Origin of the sequence: Bacillus cereus group sp. MS39, from assembly GCF_040448665.1 — a bacterium.
GTDB lineage: Bacteria > Bacillota > Bacilli > Bacillales > Bacillaceae_G > Bacillus_A > Bacillus_A wiedmannii.
Window position 1 is genome coordinate 4,479,414 of the sequence record NZ_CP123058.1, and the last position, 18,300, is coordinate 4,497,713.

An 18,300-nucleotide genomic window follows, 5' to 3' on the forward strand; every position below is an offset into this window, starting at 1 on the left:
GGCAACGTATGGAACACCATCCTTAATTAAATATATAAATCATATTTTTTAGCTGATATTAGTTGTAACTAAATCAATTACATCTTTATGTAACCATTTTAGTTACAACTAATATAGAAGTCAATTCTTTTTTCCGAAAACATTAAATTTCTACATTATAACGAAATCCTGTGTTAACTTGTAACAAAAAAAGAGGAGCCACCTCCTCTTAATAAACACTATTTAATTTGTTCCTTATACTCATGGTTAACAACTACATACCATTTTCCTGTATCAAATTTTTCTTTATTAATCACGTAAACTTTACTTTCTCTCCTTACCTCCCCTGGTTTTAATTCCTTAGTAATAGTAGAGGTTTCGCCTTTTTCAACCCCATAACTACTAGCTGCCCACACATCACTTTGGTAAGTATTATCATTTTCATCCACTAAATCCACTGATGGTAAAACGGCTAATTTCATCGATTCGTTTGTGATATTTTTTCCTTCTGCTTCTACAACAATAAAGACATGTCCATCTTCAGGTTTTTGGAATCCTATACTCTCTTTACCAACCTTATCTCTTTCTACAACTCTTTTTACAGTTACATCAAATTTAGGTGTATGAAAATCCTTGTTTACAGCATACTCTTTTTCTTTTATTTTTGATTTCTCTTTTGTTTGTTCTGTATTTTTCTGCTTTGTATTCTCTTTCGTTTTCGCCTCATCAGTTGTTTGCACTTTCTTTTCTTCTTGTTTAGAATTGGTTTCTTTAGATTCTGAAGAAGTTTTGTCGGATGTATTGCCGCAACCAGATAAATTGAATACTAAAGCGCCACCTAAAATACATGTAGTAAATTTTTTCAACATCTCTTTTTATCCCCCAATAACACGATATGTAAATTCCTTACTTATCATAGCAAAAAATACAATCTTAAATTGTTGCATCTTGTCGAATGATTAAGAATGATCAATTGTTTTTATTGCATATAAAAAAACATGATCTTGATGTAGTACGAAGATCATGTTTTACGTTGATGTTATTTATATAATACTTTATCCACATTATACTTTGCTTGAAACTCGTTAATCATATATGTTTCGTAAATTTCTCTTTCCATCGGATCTTCTACAATGCATACATCAATACGATACACTTCATCACGATGATTTTTTAATACGTTGTCTTACTTTACGTGCTTTCCCAACAAAAAGAAGTTCGTCATTAAAATTATAGTTAAAAAATAAGAGGAATTATATGATAGTAGATGCAAATATAGACAGTCGCTGATCATTAGTCTACAACTAATCCCACTCTTTACAAAAATATATCAACGATTATCCAATTATATCGATCACAACTCCGAATATATCGACGATTCGACACAACATATCGACTTACCGACAAATTTCGTGAAAACTATAACCAAAACCACCAACCAATCCCACACCGGCACCCACGCTCCCTACAAAAGAAAGAAACACCTTCAATTTGTCGTTTACATCTACATACTACAGACTGGGTGTTCTATCCTTGTCTCACTTTATTGGGTCACTCCAAAGTATGCCAATTCAATCGGTGCATTCTTACTCATGATGATCGGTGCTACACTTCCATTAACGCAATTGTAAAAGCCGAACTCTTCCCAACTGAAATTCGCGCACTTGGCGTAGGTTTACCATATGCGCTAACCGTTGCGATATTCGGCGGAACAGCTGAGTTCATCGCATTATGGCTAAAGAGTATCGGAATGGAGTCACTATTCTACTTCTATGTAGCTGGATGTATCGCGATAAGCTTTATTTCGTATTGGCGTATGGATGAGTCATCGAAGAATTCGCAGATTGAGGCAGAGCTTGGTGGTGGGGATAAATTAATTAATAATAAATCTAGTTAAAATTATGCATTCTATAATTTTCGTTTATCTGAAAAAGTATAATTCATTAATATGCAATTTAAAAACCTCTACTAATATGTAGAGGTTTTTAAACTTTATAATAGAAAAGATATTCAATTGTAAAGAATAGTATCCTTGTACCAGAAGTATATGTATAGCTTGGGCTGATTTTTTCCTACTCTCTATTTTTAATAAATATAAAATAGAAACCATTTTAATATTCCAAAGAAAAATTCCCTATACAAACCTTTAATTGATACAATAATCTATGGATAAAATTAATATTTTATTTATATTAAAAAATCGAAAAGAGGTGGGGCTTTGAACAAGTGAGCTATATTATCTTTAATATGTGTACCTTACGCTCTCTTAACTATAGTAAATGAAAATACATTAGAAATAGGTGGATCAGCAAATGTCTTTTGGAAAGTTGGTTTATTTGCACCACTTATAGGTGTTTTATTTTCAGCTGGAGCCAGTAAAACTTACCAACGCGTTATGCTTGCAATATTTAATTTAAGTTACTATTTTGTACTCTACATCTATATGATATACACTTTTTAAAATACTCTTATACTCGTTTTATGAACATATATTTTGGAGAGAAAATCATGAAAAACAAAACATACTATTTATCAATAATTTTCACAAGTCTTGTTTTTTTATTTTTATTTACAAAAGCTTTAGGATTTATCTTCTGGATAAATGGTGCACCAATAGACAAATGGGTAGCTTTGGTTGGTTTATTTACTATTCCGATTTTTACCTACTACTCTTTTACAGGACAAAATTTTAAAAAAACACAAAAAACGGTAACCATAGTTATAATAATAGTTCAAATCATATGGCTAAAATGGGCCATTAATCAATCCAAATATTATGTACATGTTAACAGTAATAACATTCTCCCATCTCCATATATAATTCAGGAGACTCCAAATTCAGATACTCCTATTTCTCTTGGTCAAAGACTTTTAACTAACTATACTTTTTATAAATCAATTCATTCATATCTATATGTAAGAGAAAATGTCACAGAAAGTGATCGAGGGATTGTTGATTGGATAAAACATTTTGATAGCGAAATAAAAGAAGAAGGCGACGGGCGCATCTATATAGAAACTTATAAGGGGAAGTTATTTTTCAAGTAAATTGTAAAAGGGAGAACTCAATTTGAAATCTCCCTTTTACATTCTATCATTTAATATCTACTCTCCAAATATAACAATATCAATAGAGTAGATACAACAATTTTTGGAGCTTACAGCATAAGATACAATTCCCTTAGGAATCTATACGCTTTATTATCTTTTATTCTATTTTTGCACTAGAACCTTCTTTTTTGCTTTGCTCTTTGAGATATGCTTTTTCTTCTTTTGGAGTAGCTAATCTTTTGGCTTTCCCCGTACTTTCCCCACCTGCTTGCTCCAACATATAATTATGTTCCTCAACCGCCTGAGAAAAATCTCCTTTTTCCCAACGCTTTAAAATCTCAACATATTTTTCTTTTTCGAGTATTTTATCACTTTGATCTAACAAGTGACGGAGCTTTTTAATATTCTCAGGAGACATTACGATAAACCCAATCTTTGTATCAGCTATTACTTTTTGATGCAGCATTTTGTGCATAGAGTCGATTATGACACCCTCAGAGTTGACCAAATCGTCAATTTCCTCACCTTTGGCAACAACTATTCTCTCTTGTGCTTGCTTATTGTCACTTCCAGAATTGAAAAACATTCCCACCATATATCCTATAAATATACTAAATACCACAACACTGACTACAATCATTGAAAACTTTGTCCACCTATTCATTTGTTGAATCACCCCTTTTCAAGAAATCAATCCATTTGCAATATAGCCCCTATAAAGCACTTTAATATTTGCACTTTATAGTAATTAGAGCATAAACTTAACCACTATTTTATATTTTGTATCTTTTACTAGAAAATTACAATAATTTCCATCTTTTTTCTCTTCTACCGATAAACAACTTATGTTTTCAATCAATTTGATAACATTGATTTATAAGGACAGATTCAGATAATGAGTGTTTGCCCCATCGCTATCAACTAAAAAAACAGGTCCCCCCCAAAACAGTAAAAATAAATAGATTGCTTCTCAATTTAAGTATATTTTAAGTGTTAATATTTGCCTAATAATATTATAATTTATATATCAAAAATATAATTGAGGGTTATAACTGTTGTGCCTTTAAAACGGACAAACGGGAACAAATTATTTTTAATGATTATGATGTTACGTTATTGCAAAGATTAATAGAGTTAAAAAGTATGCCACAAGTTACATTGAAAGATGCTTGCAAATTACTCTTAAAAGAAGTATTGAGAGAATTAAAAAACACAGTAGAATTACAACAAAAGCAATTACAAAATCAAAATGAACAGATAGCCCAATTAACAAACTTATTGGAATCGCAACAAAAGTTATTAACTCATTCTAATGCTATAGAAAAACAACAGGTTACTGATCGTGATAAAGCTGTTATGACTGTTATGCGAGAACTTCAAGAAGTAAAACAGATGGTTGCGGCAAGTAATGAAAAGAAATGGTATCAATTTTGGAAGTGATTTGCTGAGTCATAGCGTTTATGCCGTGAAAGTTCTTTGATGATGAGGGTTCGGAGGCTCGTGGTCAAGGGAATCGTGGAATAAAAAGCGAGGACGGACCCCAGGACAGGGCAAAAACCAAGGTCTTCGCCAAGATTTGTGGTTTTATTGTTAGAAAAGGCGAATAAGAATATAGCATACATACAATAAGGGAATGCAGTATAGATCAGTCTATAAGCATTCCCTTGTTATTCTTTTGGTTTTAAAAATTGGGATTTTAAGTAATTAAATGAATTTGAAATGGTATTATTTACAATGTATAAAGTGTTTAGAAGGAGAATGAAAATGAAGATATTACGGAGTAAAACTACTTGTTTTGGAATAGGAATGAATATTATTTTTTGTATAGCAATATATATATATATTGCTTATTATAATGATTTTATTTATTTGGATTCTGGTAATTTACATAGAAGTCTTGGAGATGATATTACATATATTTTATATGCTTTATTAGTTCCTTTGGGTGGTTCTATTATATTTTCGTATATTGCTTTAGGTAAAAAAGAATATAGTAAAGGGGTATTAATTTTTAACTTATGTTTTTCGATATTTTTTATAATTTTTATTGGAATTTGGTTTGTTTGTCTTTTGATTTCGTTTTAATATGTGGTTTTTAGGGGTGGTTATTTTGGTTTTAGGATTCTTTAGATAGAGAATTAATATAGAAAGATAAAAAGGAAATGCAGTATAGATCAGTCTACAAGCATTCCCTTGTTATTCTTTTGGTTTTAAAAATTTAGAGATTTTAAGTAATTAAATGAATTTGAATAAGAAAATAAAAAAGAGTAACTTTTTATTAAAAGGTGAAGTGACCCCTAAAAGTTAGACACGGTTATTTCATTAGGCAGCTTGATCAAAATGAGTCCGGTATTGTACCGGGCTCATTTTTAATTTTGCCTTAATCCGTTTCGTATTATAATAATCTATATATTTTTCTAATTCTATTTTAAAATGCTCTACACTTTCAAATTCTTTTATGTAGAGGAACTCCGACTTCATAATCCCAAAGAAATTCTCTATTACTACGTTGTCGTAACAGTTACCTTTTCGAGACATACTCTGTACAATAGCTCTTGATTCAAGTGTACGGACGTATTGTCTCATTTGATAATGCCATCCTTGATCCGAATGCATCAGTAGCTGGTGGATTTCAAGTAAACGTTCCAATGCTTTCTCTAACATCTCTGAAACAAGTGAATACGTCGGTCTAGAACCAATTGTATAGGTAATAATTTCACCATTATACAAATCTAATACAGGTGATACATACAGTTTTTCCCCAAACAATTTAAACTCTGTGATGTCTGTTACCCATTTTTGATTCGGTGCATCTGTATGAAAATTACGCTCTAAAATATTAGGTGCAATTCTACCGACTTTTCCTTTATAGGATTTATATTTCTTCATGCGCACAACGCACTTTAAGCCAAGCTCTTTCATAATGCGTTGCACCTTCTTGTGATTCACTTTCTGACCACGATTCGTTAATTCATCACGAATGCGACGGTAACCATAATGACCTTCATTCTCCTCATAAATCGCTTTAATCTCAGCTTTCAAATCGGCGTCTACATCTGGGCGATTCATTTTTTTTACTAAATCATAATACGTGCTTCGTGGAATACCAGCTAGCTCCACGAGTGCCTTCACCGAATATTTATGCCTTAATTCATAGACTACTTGCGCTTTATCTTGTTTTGTGATTTTTCCTTGTTTTGAACTAAGGCATTCAACTTTTTTAAGTACTCATTTTCCATTTCAAGCTGTTGAATACGTGCTTCAAGTGCTTCGACTGACCCTTCAGCTAAAGCTTGTTTTAATTGTTTATTTGAATCTTTTTTCATGGATGAACGCCCCTTTTTCTTAGATTGAAGGGCATCAATTCCTTGTGTTTCCAGTTGTTTTTTCCAAACAGAAATCGTTGAAGGGGCAGGAATGTTAAAGATAGCTGCCGTCTCAAATAAGGACATACCGTTTTCAATCATAAAGTTTAGTACGTCTAGTTTAAATTGTTGTGTGTAATTTGTACATCGTTTTAGAAAAGCTTCCACACCATTTTGCTTATATTGGTTTACCCAATTCAAAATGATTGTGCCACTTATACCGATCGCTCTACCCATTTCTCGATAACTTTCATTTCCGTTCAAATAACGTAGAACGATTTGTATTTTTTCATCAGCTGTAAATTTAGCCATAGAAAAACTGCACCTCCAATTGTTAGACTGTGTCTAACAATTGGGGTGCAGTTCATTATTTTAAAATAAAAGGTCTTTTTTATGAACATATATGTATTAAGATTTATATTTTTTTACTGTACAAGGAATAGTTACAATGTACAAATCTATAGCATAGATTGTAACCCAGATACCTTTACCTTCAGCTTCTAACTTTTTATCTAGTTGAGACAAATGCTCTGAAACTTTTCTTTTTCCCCATCTTCTAGGAAACCATTGAAAAACCTTAGGAACATTATATTTTTTATTATACCAAGTATTCAATCTCCAAAAAATGAAAAAAACCAAAACAATAATTATGATACGAAAAATATCAGAATATGAAATTCCTAAAACCATATTATATTTTCTCCATTTCCACTAAAACTCAGATAATTTACTTCTTAATTCTAATTCATCCTCTGTTTCGAAACCCTTAAATAATAAATGAATTATTTGATTATGATTAAAAAACACATTATATTCTTTTGATAAATTACCATGAGGATATGAACAAGAAACATAATCCCATAATTTATTATCAGCTTGTTGTTGCTTTCTTCCATAAATCATAAGAGGTTGATTAATTTCTTCTATACTTATCATAGCAAAAAATACAATCTTAAATTGTTGCATCTTGTCGAATGATTAAGAATAATCATTTTTTTATTACATATAAAAACATGATCTTGATGTAGTACCAAGATTATGTTTTACGTTGATGTTATTTATAAAACACTTTATTCACATTATACTTCGCTTGAAATTCGTTAATCATATATGTTTCGTAAGTTCCTCTTTCCATCGGATTTTCTACAATACATACATCAATACGATACACTTCATCACGATGATTTTTAATACGTTGTCTTACTTTATGTGCTTTCCCAACCAAAAGAAGTTCGTCATTAAAATTATAGTTGAAAAATAAAGGGAATTATATGATAGGAGATACAAATATAGACAGTCGCTGACCATTAATCTACAACCAATCCCACACCACGTCCCACTAAAAAGAAAAAAGCACCAGGTCCCCCCGATGCTTTCCCCCACTCTAAAACAAATGACAAGCCACCTGATGCCCTTTCGCAATCTCTACCATCTTCGGTACTTCCTGCGCGCATTTTTCAGTGGCGAATTTACAGCGCGTTCTGAATTTGCAGCCGGACGGTGAGTTTAGTGGGCTCGGTACTTCTCCCTCTAGGATGATCCGTTCTTTGCCAGTGTTTGTTGGATCTGGTTCTGGCATAGATGAGAGTAGTGCTTGTGTGTATGGATGTGCCGGTTTTGTGTATAGGTCTTCACTGTCGGCAATTTCTACTATGTTTCCTAAGTACATGACTCCGATTCGGTCTGATATGTGTCTTACCATGGATAAGTCATGTGCGATGAATAAGTATGTGACTCCTGTTTCTTCTTGGATGTCTTGCAGCATGTTTACGACTTGCGCTTGGACGGAGACATCTAGTGCTGAGATTGGTTCGTCACATAGGATGAAATCTGGTTTTACAGATAGTGCGCGCGCGATGCTGATGCGCTGTCTTTGTCCTCCGCTAAATTCGTGCGGATAGCGATATAAGTGTTCTTCTTTTAAACCTACCTTTTTTAGAAGATCTAATATGATTTCTTTTTGTTCTTCTTTTTCGTAAGAGGCGTGAATGTTCATTGGTTCGCTAATAATTTGGAATACATTCATTGCCGGGTTTAATGATGCGTATGGATCTTGGAAAATGATTTGCATTCGTTTTCTATATTCTTTTAGTTCACTTTCCTTTAAACTTGCGATGTCTGTTCCGTCGAATAAAACGTTACCTGAAGTGACATCGTGTAAACGAATGATGCTTCTTCCTGTCGTTGATTTTCCGCAGCCCGATTCTCCTACTAACCCGAATGTTTCACCCTTTTTAATAGTAAAGCTTAAGTCATCGACTGCTTTTAATTGTTCCGTTTTTCTGCCGAATAGTCCCTTTTTAATAGGAAAGTATTTTTTTAAGTTCCGAACTTCAATTAAGTTGTCTTCATGCATGTGATTCACCTACTGTCTTATCGTTTAACCAACACATGGAACGTCTTTCGTTTCCGATTTCAAAATATGGTGGACGTTCTTTTTCACAAATGTCCATCGCATGCGGGCAACGCTCTGCGAATGGGCAACCTTGTGGTGGGTTTAATAAGTTTGGTGTTACACCTTGAATAGGAGCGAGTCTTTCTTTTACGCCGTTCGCTATTTTTGGCAGAGAGTTTAATAGGCCTTTCGTATATGGATGATTCGGCGATTGGAAAATATCAAGTACAGGTCCTTCTTCCATAATAAGCCCGCCGTACATAACGATGACACGCGTACAGTTTTGCGCGACAATTCCTAAGTCATGCGTAATAAGAAGTAACGCCATATTCGTTTCGTTCTTTAAGTTTTTCATTAAATCTAGTATTTGTGCTTGTATCGTTACATCAAGCGCTGTCGTCGGTTCATCCGCAATGAGAAGGTCTGGGTTACAAGACATCGCCATTGCGATCATAACTCGCTGCTTCATACCGCCGCTTAGTTCATGCGGATATTGTTTTACCCTTTCTTCTGGTGAAGAAAGACCGACTTGTTTTAACAAGTTGACTGCGATTTTCTCTGCTTCTTTCTTTTTCACTTTTTGATGCCGTATAATTACTTCCGTCATTTGCTTTCCAATTTTCACGACCGGATTTAGCGCAGACATTGGATCTTGGGAGATAAGTGAAATTTGATTTCCTCTAATAGAGCGTAATTCTTTCTCGGATTTAGAAAGGATATTTTCATTATGAAAAAGGATCTCCCCTTCCTTCACTTTCCCTGGTGATGTAACGAGAGACATAACAGACTTCGCCATCACACTCTTTCCGCTTCCAGACTCCCCAACGATACCAACTACTTCTCCTTTATTTAAACGAAATGTAACGCCGCGAACTGCTTCTACTTCTCCGCTTTCTATGAAAAAAGAAGTCTTTAAATTATTCACTTCTAATAGTTTTTCAGACACGCTTCTCACTCCTTTCACTTAACATTTTAGTTTTCATTTCCAGCTCCTTTTGGCGCGAAAGCTTTCTTCAATACTTCACCAATTACGTTAAAACTAAGTACCGTTAAAAGGATAAGGAATCCTGGGAAGAGCGTTAAATACCAAGCTTCACCAATATATCCTTGCGCATTGTTTAGCATACTGCCCCAAGAAGAATCTGGTTCTCTAATACCTAAACCTAAGAAACTAAGTGATGATTCCATTAAAATCGATGTCGCAATTGTTAATGTCGCGGCGATAATAATGGTTGATAAAATGTTAGGAATGATATGTCTTACAATAATCATAAGTGATTTTTGTCCTGATACTTTTGCATATAAAACGTACTCACGCTCTTTTACGGATAACGTTTCTGCCCTTACAATACGAGCGGTGTCCATCCATGTTAGTAATCCAATAATAAGAACTAATGTCGTAATTCCTGGTTTTAAATAAGCATTTAATAGTAACATTAAGAAGAATGATGGAATTGACATAAGTACTTCCACAATTCGCATTAAGAAGTTGTCTAACTTTCCGCCAAAATATCCACTAATTGTTCCGACTGCGGTTCCGATTGTAATAGATACAACCATTGCAAGAAAACCGACCGCAAGCGAAACGCGTCCGCCATATAATGCCCTCGTTAAGTAATCCCTTCCGTAATCATCCGTGCCGAAAGGATGACTCATACTCGGTTCTTGTAAACGATCTGGAATCGACATTTTGCTAGGATCGTATGGCGATACGAATGCAAAAATGGATGCGATCGTTAAAACCGCAAGTATAATAACTCCCATTAGTACAAACTTATTTTTCGTAAAACTACTTTTTATCGTTTGAAATCTCCTATTATTCATTCCAAATCACCCCCTCATTCGAATGCGCGGATCTACTACGCCATATAAAATATCAGCAATTAAGTTACCGAGAATTAACATGAATGATGATAATAATGTAATTGCCATGATAATCGGATAATCAAATCTAAAAATAGCATTTACCCCGAGCGAACCAAGACCTGGCCATGAGAATACTGTTTCCGTAATAAACGCTCCGCCTACTAAACTTGGAATAGATAATCCGAAAATTGTAATGATCGGTATTAATACGTTTCGAAGTACGTGATTAAATAAAACGGTCTTCTTTGAAGCACCGTACGCATATTGAATTTGTACGTAATCTTCTTCTAATTGCTGGATTGTACTGGAGCGAATATATCTCATATAAACAGAGACGTTTTGGAACGCAAGCACCATACAAGGTAAAATGCCGTGCTGCACAATATCCAAGAAGGAATCTTGACCGACTGTACGCATACCCATACTCGGAAGAAGATTCAACTTTAAAGAGAATAAGTAGATTAATAATAACGCGAACCAAAAGACTGGCATTGAGATTCCCACATAAGAGATAAAGTTCACAATGCGATCAAAGATAGAATTCTTTTTCACACCTGTAAGTAGTCCAAGCGGGATTGCGATTACAAATGAGACGAGTAAAGACGATCCCATTAAGCCGATTGTCGCAGGTAACCTTTCTACAATAAGATCTAGAACAGGACGATGGTTTTGAAGTGAATAACCAAAGTTCCCTGTTAAAATATTTTTTAACCATAAAATATACTGCATATAAATTGGTTGATCTAGCCCTAAACTTGTGCGAATACGCTCAACATCAATTGGACTCATATTCGGCGTGACAAAGTTTCGAACAGGATCGCCCGGTGCTAGTTTTATTAATAGAAAAGAAATAATAGAAATAACAAATAAAAGCGGAATTGCATTTAAAAGCCTCTTCCCAATTACTTTATACACAAACTTCCCCCCTCAAGGTAAAGTGAAACTTTCATTAGCCTACATCAATTAGGCTTTAACTTGATAAAGAAGCTGATTTCCACCAGCTTCTTTACAGTTTCTTATTTCACTTCATAAATCTTAGATAAATCTTCAAACATTGTAACTGGAATTGCTTTTGCTTCTTTCAATCCATCAAACTTTTTATCTACTGCAATAACTGCTTTCGGATATGCGATTGGTAGATAAGGTAAGTCTTCTCTAGCTGTCTCTTGAATTTTATGGTATAGTTCTGCTCGTTTCGTTTTATCTGTTTCAACTGCAGCTTCTTCCCATAACTTATCGAAATCAGCGTTTTTATAACGTGCATAATTGTATTCAGCATTACTTAAGAATAAGCTCTTATATGAATCTGGCTCAGGCCCCATTATGTAACCACCGAATGTAATATCATATTCTTTATTCTCTTTATCTAAGCTTTTATCACTTGCTGCACTAGCATCTAATGCATTTAGTTCAACTTCTAAGCCAACTTCTTGTAATTTTTGTTGCGTATAAAGCGCTAAGCTTTCCATAATTTTATTATTCGTTACATACATAACGCGTACTTTTTCTTTATCTTTCACGCCAGCTTTCGCTAATAAATCTTTCGCTTCTTTTTTATCATACTTATACTCTTTAATGTCTTTTGCATAATACATAGCGTCTGGCGTTAAGATTGAATTTGCTGGTTCTGCAAATTGACTCGAAACGAATGCAGAGTTAATCATTTCTTTCTTATCTAACGCATACGCGATTGCTTGGCGCACTTCTTTTTTCTTCATTAGATCTGTATTTTGGTTATAAGATAAGTAGAATAATCTACCTTCAGGGAATGTCACCATTGAGAAGTTCCCAGTGCTATCTAATTTCTTAAAGTCTTGCGGCTCAATCATCTTCATGTTGATTTGACCATTTTGCAGTGAAACATTTGCTGTATTACGGTCTTTTACAACGCGGTATACGATAGAGTCTAATTTCGCTTTACCGCCGACATAATCATCGAATCGATCTAATGCAACGTACTCATCTGATTTATACTCTTTAAACTTAAATGGACCTGATCCTACAGGCTGTAAGTTTTTCTTACTCTTCGCTAAATCTGCTTCCCCTTCAAATACATGTTTCGGAATTGGGAAGAAATCATTCATCACACCTTCAAAAGATGCACTTACTTGTGGTAATACGAATTGAGTCGTTAGCTCATCCACTTTTTTCACCTCAAGCGGCTTTCCTTTAAAAATAAAGTTTTCACGGCTTGAACTATTTTGCTTCTCATCTAAAATAGATTGGAATGTAAATGCAATATCGTCTGATGTAATCTTCTTACCGTCATGCCATTTCAAATTATCCTTTAGTTTTAAAGTCCATGTTAATTGATCCTCTGAAGGCGTAAAGCTCTCAGCAAGAACAAATTTTTTCTTACCGTCTTCCATATGATACAGCGGTGCATATAAAGCTTGCTGCACAGTTAACGACACACGATCATTCGCATAAAGCGGATTCATCGTATCCGGGTTATCGCTAACACCAATCGTTAACGCTCCTCCATCTTTCGGAGTCCCTGATTTACTAGTTCCTGCTTGCTTCGAATCTTTTTCCCCTGAACAAGCAGCTAATGCAATAAATAATAGTAGGACAAATGGTAATACAAACAACTTCTTCTTCATATTTCGACCCCTCTCGACTATTTACACCTATAAGAAAACTCGGAATTAATACCGAGTTTTCTTATAGGTTTTAAATTACCACTACCCGTATGTATTGTCAAACTTTTTCGCAAATGTAGAAAGTTTGAAATCTATTCATGCATTCTTGCCATAAAATATATGTATAAGGATAATAAAATAAAAAAACCACGAATAGATTACCTCACAAAATGAGTTAAAAAACTATCAACTTACAGAAAACCCCTCTAAAATGATTGTTATATATGATCGAAAATGTAGAATGAGATTGAAGATAAAAAATATTTTCAGGAGGTTATCATGACATTTGATGAATTGAAAAAAAATAAACCAACAACCTCATGGGTTGAGTATGATGAAGATGGGGAATTTTTCACTGAAGAAAATATAAGTGGAACAAATAAGGTTCTTGACACTTACATTAACAATTTACAGCAATTAGGTGAGAATCCAACCGAAGCTGAAGTAATGCAAGTTGTTAAAGAGGTAGTTATGAAATTAAATGAACTAAATATCGAACATGACCATTTTATCGAAACAATGGAAAGAGAAGATCTCTATGAATTTATCGATGCAGCTGCACGAATAGCTGGCTTAGAATCTGAGGAAGATATAACAGAAGAATGGCGGGAATGGTAAAAAGCTGCATTTACTCCTCCATAAAAATTTGTCCCTTATTCTCCAATTGGAAAATAAGGGACAAACAAAGACAATCTACTCAGCTCCCTTAAGGTTTTAATAGTTTAATATTTGATTTTCAGGTTTGCCTTCACAAATTCCTGTTAACACTGATAATAAGAAAAACAGGCCGTAAAACGGGCGATCAATTTGATCATATAGGTCATACGCTTCGCCAAGTGGAACATCCGAATCATGTGGTTGTTCACCCTGTAACAATTACTAACAGCGCGTAGAAAACCTTTGGGTAAATAAGAAGCAAATCAATGATTAAAAGATTGTAACCCCTACTATAAGAAATACTATTATTACTAAAGGAAGAATGATAATCATAAAGGATATTATTATTGTTAATAATGCTTTCCATGCTGAAAATTGGTGTGCTTCTCCTAAACATTTTAAAGAAATAATGATTGTCCAAATTCCAATAACTATATCAATTATGGCAAAAATAAGAAACAAAATCGTTAAAGTTATGCTACTCTCCATTTTCGGTGTCTCACTCGTAAAGTTTTCTATCCCAAACAAGAAAAATGAAGGCAGCCAAACTAATATAAGAGAGTAAACGTAAGGGATATAAGAATAGGCAACTGCGTAACGTGTTTTTTCAAATGTACCTTGTCCACCAAGTTTTTTTGCCACCCAATTAAATAACGCTGGTAGCAAAAAATAATAAATTAAGAAAGCAACGAAGGTACCGAATATAACCATTGAGATTATTGAAACTGGACTACTTATTGAATCCCCCACATTTTTAGAAGATGCTCGATCTAAAGTCTGTACGAATGAGCCTAATAAAATGAGTAAAAACACATTCTTAGGTTTGGATATAAAAATTTCTTTCATTGTATCACGTGGTTTTGTCCAAATGGAGAACCAAGGATTAAGTGCACGTTTAAATTGATTTTCTGGAGTTTCCATATAAAAAACATTCCCCTTTCTTAAAACATATCAAATATAAATCCCTAATTATCCCATTTATGTACATATAAATATTAAAGCATAAATAGTCGATTATTTAAATGTAAATATTCAATCATTTAATTTCATCTGAAACTTAGGGGGAGTGCTCCTTAACAATTCCCTCCATATTGCCTTGCATTTTTAACTATGGGCTGAGTAGTTACTTTCATTTTTGAGTACCTCGCATTCTTTAATACACGGGATAAACAGTTATAATCTTATCATTAATAAGAACAAACCTAATTTCCATTCCTTCAGATGTTTTACTAGAATATAATCTTCCACTTATACATCTTTTATTGCTATAAGTCTCGTGAATGGCTTCCATAAGAAGAATGCGATTATATACTTGAAATGCAACAAATCCTCTTTAAAAGCCTATACGTACTTTCCCTCCATCTTCTATATGCTTCCGTAAATAATAATACTTATGGAGTTCTATAATCATATAAAACAAACCAAACGAAAACACTGTGCATGCACACATAAATACAATTGCCCCCATCTGTTGTGTTGCGATGCTAAGAATTATATTAGCGATTAACTGCCCCAATCCCGCTGCAATAGCTGCTACTTTTACACCACCAGTTCCTTTCGATGATTTTGATTTTTTTCTTGGTTCCTGAAGTTTTTCAATATGATTTTTATAAAAATAATACAAAGCAAAACCATACAAACCAAATGAAAGAATAAAATAGATGGGAGTTTGTAATTGTAACACTTCATAAGCATATTTTTGAGTTATAACCAATAATCCGACTGAACATATGATGCCATATACTCCTCGAAATAGAGTGTATTGTAATTGTCGTTTCCGAGGATTGATAGCAATCCATATCGCCCACAAATTCAAAAAAATAACTGGAGGAGTTACTATATATACATAAAGTAATCGAAAAGGATTCGCAAAAGCAGGCAAAAGAACGAACACGTCTGCCCCCAAAAGGACAAGACCAATTACGTGGAATCTTATTTCATTTACAGGATAAAGAGCCATATAATGTGCAAAAGCTTTCTTATTAAAATCTATACTTTTTTTCATGTTAATTAAACCACCCCGCTACTGTTGACCATGCCTTTTTCATTTCCTCTTTAATACTATCATCTTCACCATCACCATCTAAATCAACATCCCATTTTACACCTTTTGTGAAATATTATTCCCTTCTCGAAAAGAAGATCAACCCATTAATAAGATCTAGACTTATCAAAAATCTCAAAACCCTGGAGACTTTGCCAGTATCGAATCTATTAGGACTCACACCATGCGCAAAACCTTCGGCTATTGGTTCTATGAACAAAAGACATTGCAATGTTGCAAGAAATCTTGAATCATAGCACACCACAGATTTTCACTTAAATATATTGGTATCACTAAATAAGAAAAAAGTAATATCTTAGTTACATTTCAAATTTTCAAAATAAAAAGGGCATATCCCTTTCGGAATTGCCCTTTACCTTAAGAGTATATGTCAGCTTATTATTTATTTCTTTTCACAAAATGATGAATCCCTTCAAAGATTACTTCTTTTAGAGCTTCTGCATAATCCGAATAACCTTGTTTCCCTGCAATTATTTCCAATAATCCCCTTACATTCCCATCAAGTATTATAGTAACTCCTGGCGTTAGTTCACCAGTTTCTTCATTCTTAAATGTTTCTTTTATCATAATTAATTTATTTTCTTCAATGACCTAATCCTCTCTAACTAAATAGCTTTTATTCTTATCTTCCCAGTATCTATATTCATAGGGTACTTGTTCATCAAATCGCTGTAAATAACCTCTCCAGTTATTCGGAATATATTCTTCAAAAGATATTGATTCCGGATAATTAGAATAAAAAATTAAACGCTCAAAATCTATTAGGAAACATGGATTATAATCATAATAGGCTTCTTCTCTATTAGTTCTTAGTTCCCTTAAAAATTCTAACCTAATATCTTCTGTAAATCTTTTATATTTTTCTATTCTTTCCAAAAAGTTAGCTATTGTAGTCTCGTTTAAAATACTAATGCCTTTTCTTTCTTCTGGATATTCACTAGGAGAATAACCAGCTTGATTATAATCTAAACACCATAAATCCGATTCATTTATATACCAATTGAGCTTATTTTTATATTTTACACCCACTATAATATTTTCGGCGTATAAAGGCTTAATCATTTAACTCGTTCTCCTCTCTTACTTAATAAGTTTAGCATTTCGTCCATATTCTACCAACCACCGACTAGTGGGGTCAGGTAATTCGTATGCAATACCTTCAAATCCATATTTATCAAAAGTACCCTTGTCAACAATCTTAGGAGCTGTTCTACCTTCGTTAAATGGATTAGTTTTATAATCCTTCTGAATAAAAACAGCCTATGTAGTTATACAGGTTCTTCAACCATAAGTAGTTGTTTTCTTCCGTAAATTACAACCTTTTTTGTCCCTCCTTTTAAGAGAACAATAGAACCATTTGGTAAAAACTTTTCTTTAGAAAATTGCATAATTCCCCATCCTTGCTTTATCTAAATGTAATTCTATATTCATGATGTTGCTTCTCCCTTTTCTTTTCCGCATTCTTTACTGACTATAGGAGAACCACGATTATATACTTAAAATTCAATACAGACTCTTTAAATGGTTTCATGTGTTCTACCCCCATCTTCTATATGCTTCCCTAAATAATAATACCTATGGAATTCCATAATGAAATGAAACAACATAAACGAAAGCATGGAATATACACACATTAATACAATTGCTACCATCTTTTGTGTTGCAAAACCAAGACTGATATTAGCAATGAGTTGACCCAATCCTACAAAAGCCAATACTCCGAAACCAGAGTTTTTTTTCGATGACTTTGATTTTTTGATTGGTCCCTGAAGTTTTCTAATATGATTTTTATAATACTGATTCAAAGCAAAAATATACAAACCAACTGAAAAAACAAAATAGATGGGAGTTTGTAATCCTAACATTCCATATGCAAACTTTTGGGTTATAACTAATAATCCTACTGAACATACGATGCCAAATACCCCACGAAATAGAGTATATTGTAATTGTCGCTTCCTAGGATTTATAACAATCCATATTGCCCATACATTTAAAAAAGCAATTGGTGGAACTATTATGTACATATATATCGGTTGAACAGGATTCGCAAAAGCAGGCAAAAGCACAAATATATCTGCTATCCCAATCACAAGAGTAATTATAGTCGATCTTATACCACTTACAGCGTAAAGAGCCATATAATATTCAAAAGCTTTCTTATTAAAATCTATACTTCTTTTCATGTTAATTAAACCACCCCGCTACTGTTGACTAAGTTTTTTTCGCACCCGTTTTCACCATATCTTCTAGCTTAACTACTGTTCCAATTGGTAATAG

21 protein-coding genes and 5 pseudogenes are annotated in these 18,300 nt (G+C 33.5%); 7 read left to right on the top strand and 19 right to left on the bottom strand.

Going from position 1 to position 18,300, the window contains the following annotated elements; all coding sequences use genetic code 11:
* Positions 1 to 218 precede the first annotated feature (218 nt).
* Together QEP67_RS23215 and QEP67_RS23220 are read right to left on the bottom strand one after the other, a co-directional pair.
* Positions 219 to 848 (bottom strand): hypothetical protein, encoded by a 630-nt coding sequence (locus QEP67_RS23215; RefSeq protein ID WP_048566943.1) that lies wholly within the window; start codon positions 846 to 848, stop codon positions 219 to 221.
* 170 nt (positions 849 to 1,018) lie between these two features.
* Positions 1,019 to 1,226 (bottom strand): annotated as a pseudogene (locus QEP67_RS23220) (nucleotide excision repair endonuclease); the annotation flags it as partial.
* Between the two features lie 327 nt (positions 1,227 to 1,553).
* Here QEP67_RS23220 and QEP67_RS23225 point away from each other — a divergent pair.
* The 3 genes and pseudogenes from QEP67_RS23225 to QEP67_RS23235 all read left to right on the top strand — a co-directional run.
* Positions 1,554 to 1,876, top strand: a pseudogene (locus QEP67_RS23225) (alpha-ketoglutarate transporter); the annotation flags it as partial.
* Between the two features lie 336 nt (positions 1,877 to 2,212).
* The gene (locus tag QEP67_RS23230; protein WP_306549699.1) at positions 2,213 to 2,440 is read left to right on the top strand and encodes a hypothetical protein; all 228 of its coding nucleotides are present in this window, start codon (positions 2,213 to 2,215) and stop codon (positions 2,438 to 2,440) included.
* 47 nt (positions 2,441 to 2,487) lie between these two features.
* Entirely contained in the window at positions 2,488 to 3,027 is a 540-nt protein-coding gene (locus QEP67_RS23235) for a hypothetical protein (protein ID WP_353706447.1), read from the top strand.
* Between the two features lie 160 nt (positions 3,028 to 3,187).
* On the opposite strand, the gene QEP67_RS23240 is transcribed toward QEP67_RS23235, so the two are convergent.
* Positions 3,188 to 3,694: a DUF6241 domain-containing protein gene (locus tag QEP67_RS23240; RefSeq protein ID WP_001082946.1), complete on the bottom strand. Its 507-nt coding sequence runs from the start codon at positions 3,692 to 3,694 to the stop codon at positions 3,188 to 3,190.
* Positions 3,695 to 4,065: 371 nt separating this feature from the next.
* Between QEP67_RS23240 and QEP67_RS23245 the strand changes: the two genes are divergently transcribed.
* Both QEP67_RS23245 and QEP67_RS23250 read left to right on the top strand, forming a co-directional pair.
* Positions 4,066 to 4,470: a DUF3967 domain-containing protein gene (locus tag QEP67_RS23245; RefSeq protein WP_033658791.1), complete on the top strand. Its 405-nt coding sequence runs from the start codon at positions 4,066 to 4,068 to the stop codon at positions 4,468 to 4,470.
* A 324-nt stretch (positions 4,471 to 4,794) separates the two neighbouring features.
* Positions 4,795 to 5,115 carry a hypothetical protein gene (locus tag QEP67_RS23250; protein ID WP_000698744.1) on the top strand — a complete coding sequence of 107 codons (321 nt, stop codon included), beginning with the start codon at positions 4,795 to 4,797 and terminating at the stop codon, positions 5,113 to 5,115.
* 237 nt (positions 5,116 to 5,352) lie between these two features.
* On the opposite strand, the gene QEP67_RS23255 is transcribed toward QEP67_RS23250, so the two are convergent.
* From QEP67_RS23255 to QEP67_RS23295, 9 genes and pseudogenes are all read right to left on the bottom strand, one after another.
* Positions 5,353 to 6,707 (bottom strand): IS3 family transposase gene (locus QEP67_RS23255; protein ID WP_087947110.1). Its coding sequence is split into 2 segments (ribosomal slippage): positions 5,353 to 6,254 and positions 6,254 to 6,707, totalling 1,356 coding nucleotides; the frame shifts between segments, so codons are not numbered across the junction.
* A 96-nt stretch (positions 6,708 to 6,803) separates the two neighbouring features.
* Positions 6,804 to 7,085, bottom strand: a complete 282-nt coding sequence (locus QEP67_RS23260) for a hypothetical protein (RefSeq protein ID WP_000242739.1) — start codon at positions 7,083 to 7,085, stop codon at positions 6,804 to 6,806.
* Between the two features lie 21 nt (positions 7,086 to 7,106).
* Positions 7,107 to 7,361 carry a DUF4176 domain-containing protein gene (locus tag QEP67_RS23265; RefSeq protein WP_096001675.1) on the bottom strand — a complete coding sequence of 85 codons (255 nt, stop codon included), beginning with the start codon at positions 7,359 to 7,361 and terminating at the stop codon, positions 7,107 to 7,109.
* 88 nt (positions 7,362 to 7,449) lie between these two features.
* A pseudogene (locus QEP67_RS23270) lies at positions 7,450 to 7,656 on the bottom strand (nucleotide excision repair endonuclease); the annotation flags it as partial.
* A 123-nt stretch (positions 7,657 to 7,779) separates the two neighbouring features.
* Positions 7,780 to 8,751, bottom strand: coding sequence for an ABC transporter ATP-binding protein (locus QEP67_RS23275; protein WP_048566942.1), 972 nt, complete (start codon positions 8,749 to 8,751; stop codon positions 7,780 to 7,782).
* On the bottom strand, positions 8,744 to 9,736 hold the full coding sequence (locus tag QEP67_RS23280) for an ABC transporter ATP-binding protein (protein ID WP_048566941.1): 993 nt from the start codon (positions 9,734 to 9,736) through the stop codon (positions 8,744 to 8,746). Before QEP67_RS23280 ends, QEP67_RS23275 begins: the two co-directional genes overlap by 8 nt.
* 26 nt (positions 9,737 to 9,762) lie before the next feature.
* Positions 9,763 to 10,614 carry an ABC transporter permease gene (locus QEP67_RS23285; protein WP_001065305.1) on the bottom strand — a complete coding sequence of 284 codons (852 nt, stop codon included), beginning with the start codon at positions 10,612 to 10,614 and terminating at the stop codon, positions 9,763 to 9,765.
* A 6-nt stretch (positions 10,615 to 10,620) separates the two neighbouring features.
* Positions 10,621 to 11,571 carry an ABC transporter permease gene (locus tag QEP67_RS23290; RefSeq protein ID WP_048566940.1) on the bottom strand — a complete coding sequence of 317 codons (951 nt, stop codon included), beginning with the start codon at positions 11,569 to 11,571 and terminating at the stop codon, positions 10,621 to 10,623.
* 101 nt (positions 11,572 to 11,672) lie between these two features.
* Entirely contained in the window at positions 11,673 to 13,259 is a 1,587-nt protein-coding gene (locus tag QEP67_RS23295) for an ABC transporter substrate-binding protein (protein WP_000727698.1), read from the bottom strand.
* Between the two features lie 318 nt (positions 13,260 to 13,577).
* On the opposite strand from QEP67_RS23295, the gene QEP67_RS23300 reads away from it, so the two are divergent.
* Positions 13,578 to 13,916: a hypothetical protein gene (locus QEP67_RS23300; protein WP_353706448.1), complete on the top strand. Its 339-nt coding sequence runs from the start codon at positions 13,578 to 13,580 to the stop codon at positions 13,914 to 13,916.
* Between the two features lie 96 nt (positions 13,917 to 14,012).
* On the opposite strand, the gene QEP67_RS23305 is transcribed toward QEP67_RS23300, so the two are convergent.
* The 3 genes from QEP67_RS23305 to QEP67_RS23315 all read right to left on the bottom strand — a co-directional run bounded on the left by QEP67_RS23305 (position 14,013) and on the right by QEP67_RS23315 (position 15,960).
* Positions 14,013 to 14,174: a hypothetical protein gene (locus QEP67_RS23305; RefSeq protein WP_082179957.1), complete on the bottom strand. Its 162-nt coding sequence runs from the start codon at positions 14,172 to 14,174 to the stop codon at positions 14,013 to 14,015.
* Positions 14,175 to 14,225: 51 nt separating this feature from the next.
* The gene (locus QEP67_RS23310; RefSeq protein ID WP_000449732.1) at positions 14,226 to 14,876 is read right to left on the bottom strand and encodes a Yip1 family protein; all 651 of its coding nucleotides are present in this window, start codon (positions 14,874 to 14,876) and stop codon (positions 14,226 to 14,228) included.
* Between the two features lie 412 nt (positions 14,877 to 15,288).
* Entirely contained in the window at positions 15,289 to 15,960 is a 672-nt protein-coding gene (locus tag QEP67_RS23315; protein ID WP_064469151.1) for a hypothetical protein, read from the bottom strand.
* Between the two features lie 115 nt (positions 15,961 to 16,075).
* Between QEP67_RS23315 and QEP67_RS23320 the strand changes: the two are divergent.
* Positions 16,076 to 16,300, top strand: a pseudogene (locus tag QEP67_RS23320) (integrase); the annotation flags it as partial.
* A gap of 98 nt (positions 16,301 to 16,398) precedes the next feature.
* Here QEP67_RS23320 and QEP67_RS23325 read toward each other — a convergent pair.
* The 4 genes and pseudogenes from QEP67_RS23325 to QEP67_RS23340 all read right to left on the bottom strand — a co-directional run bounded on the left by QEP67_RS23325 (position 16,399) and on the right by QEP67_RS23340 (position 18,206).
* Entirely contained in the window at positions 16,399 to 16,608 is a 210-nt protein-coding gene (locus tag QEP67_RS23325) for a hypothetical protein (protein WP_043308071.1), read from the bottom strand.
* Positions 16,609 to 16,611: 3 nt separating this feature from the next.
* Entirely contained in the window at positions 16,612 to 17,082 is a 471-nt protein-coding gene (locus tag QEP67_RS23330; protein WP_000595042.1) for a hypothetical protein, read from the bottom strand.
* 178 nt (positions 17,083 to 17,260) lie between these two features.
* A pseudogene (locus QEP67_RS23335) lies at positions 17,261 to 17,408 on the bottom strand (DUF4176 domain-containing protein); the annotation flags it as partial.
* Positions 17,409 to 17,537: 129 nt separating this feature from the next.
* Positions 17,538 to 18,206 (bottom strand): hypothetical protein, encoded by a 669-nt coding sequence (locus QEP67_RS23340; RefSeq protein WP_000830449.1) that lies wholly within the window; start codon positions 18,204 to 18,206, stop codon positions 17,538 to 17,540.
* Between the last annotated feature and the right edge of the window lie 94 nt (positions 18,207 to 18,300).

Excerpts from the sequence above, each read along its gene's own strand:
- QEP67_RS23215 (WP_048566943.1), bottom strand. The coding sequence starts at position 848 with ATGTTGAAAAAATTTACTACATGTATTTTAGGTGGCGCTTTAGTATTC.
- QEP67_RS23235 (WP_353706447.1), top strand. The coding sequence starts at position 2,488 with ATGAAAAACAAAACATACTATTTATCAATAATTTTCACAAGTCTTGTT.
- QEP67_RS23240 (WP_001082946.1), bottom strand. The coding sequence starts at position 3,694 with ATGAATAGGTGGACAAAGTTTTCAATGATTGTAGTCAGTGTTGTGGTA.
- QEP67_RS23250 (WP_000698744.1), top strand. The coding sequence starts at position 4,795 with ATGAAGATATTACGGAGTAAAACTACTTGTTTTGGAATAGGAATGAAT.
- QEP67_RS23260 (WP_000242739.1), bottom strand. The coding sequence starts at position 7,085 with ATGGTTTTAGGAATTTCATATTCTGATATTTTTCGTATCATAATTATT.
- QEP67_RS23265 (WP_096001675.1), bottom strand. The coding sequence starts at position 7,361 with ATGCAACAATTTAAGATTGTATTTTTTGCTATGATAAGTATAGAAGAA.
- QEP67_RS23275 (WP_048566942.1), bottom strand. The coding sequence starts at position 8,751 with ATGCATGAAGACAACTTAATTGAAGTTCGGAACTTAAAAAAATACTTT.
- QEP67_RS23285 (WP_001065305.1), bottom strand. The coding sequence starts at position 10,614 with ATGAATAATAGGAGATTTCAAACGATAAAAAGTAGTTTTACGAAAAAT.
- QEP67_RS23295 (WP_000727698.1), bottom strand. The coding sequence starts at position 13,259 with ATGAAGAAGAAGTTGTTTGTATTACCATTTGTCCTACTATTATTTATT.
- QEP67_RS23300 (WP_353706448.1), top strand. The coding sequence starts at position 13,578 with ATGACATTTGATGAATTGAAAAAAAATAAACCAACAACCTCATGGGTT.
- QEP67_RS23310 (WP_000449732.1), bottom strand. The coding sequence starts at position 14,876 with ATGGAAACTCCAGAAAATCAATTTAAACGTGCACTTAATCCTTGGTTC.
- QEP67_RS23315 (WP_064469151.1), bottom strand. The coding sequence starts at position 15,960 with ATGAAAAAAAGTATAGATTTTAATAAGAAAGCTTTTGCACATTATATG.
- QEP67_RS23330 (WP_000595042.1), bottom strand. The coding sequence starts at position 17,082 with ATGATTAAGCCTTTATACGCCGAAAATATTATAGTGGGTGTAAAATAT.
- QEP67_RS23340 (WP_000830449.1), bottom strand. The coding sequence starts at position 18,206 with ATGAAAAGAAGTATAGATTTTAATAAGAAAGCTTTTGAATATTATATG.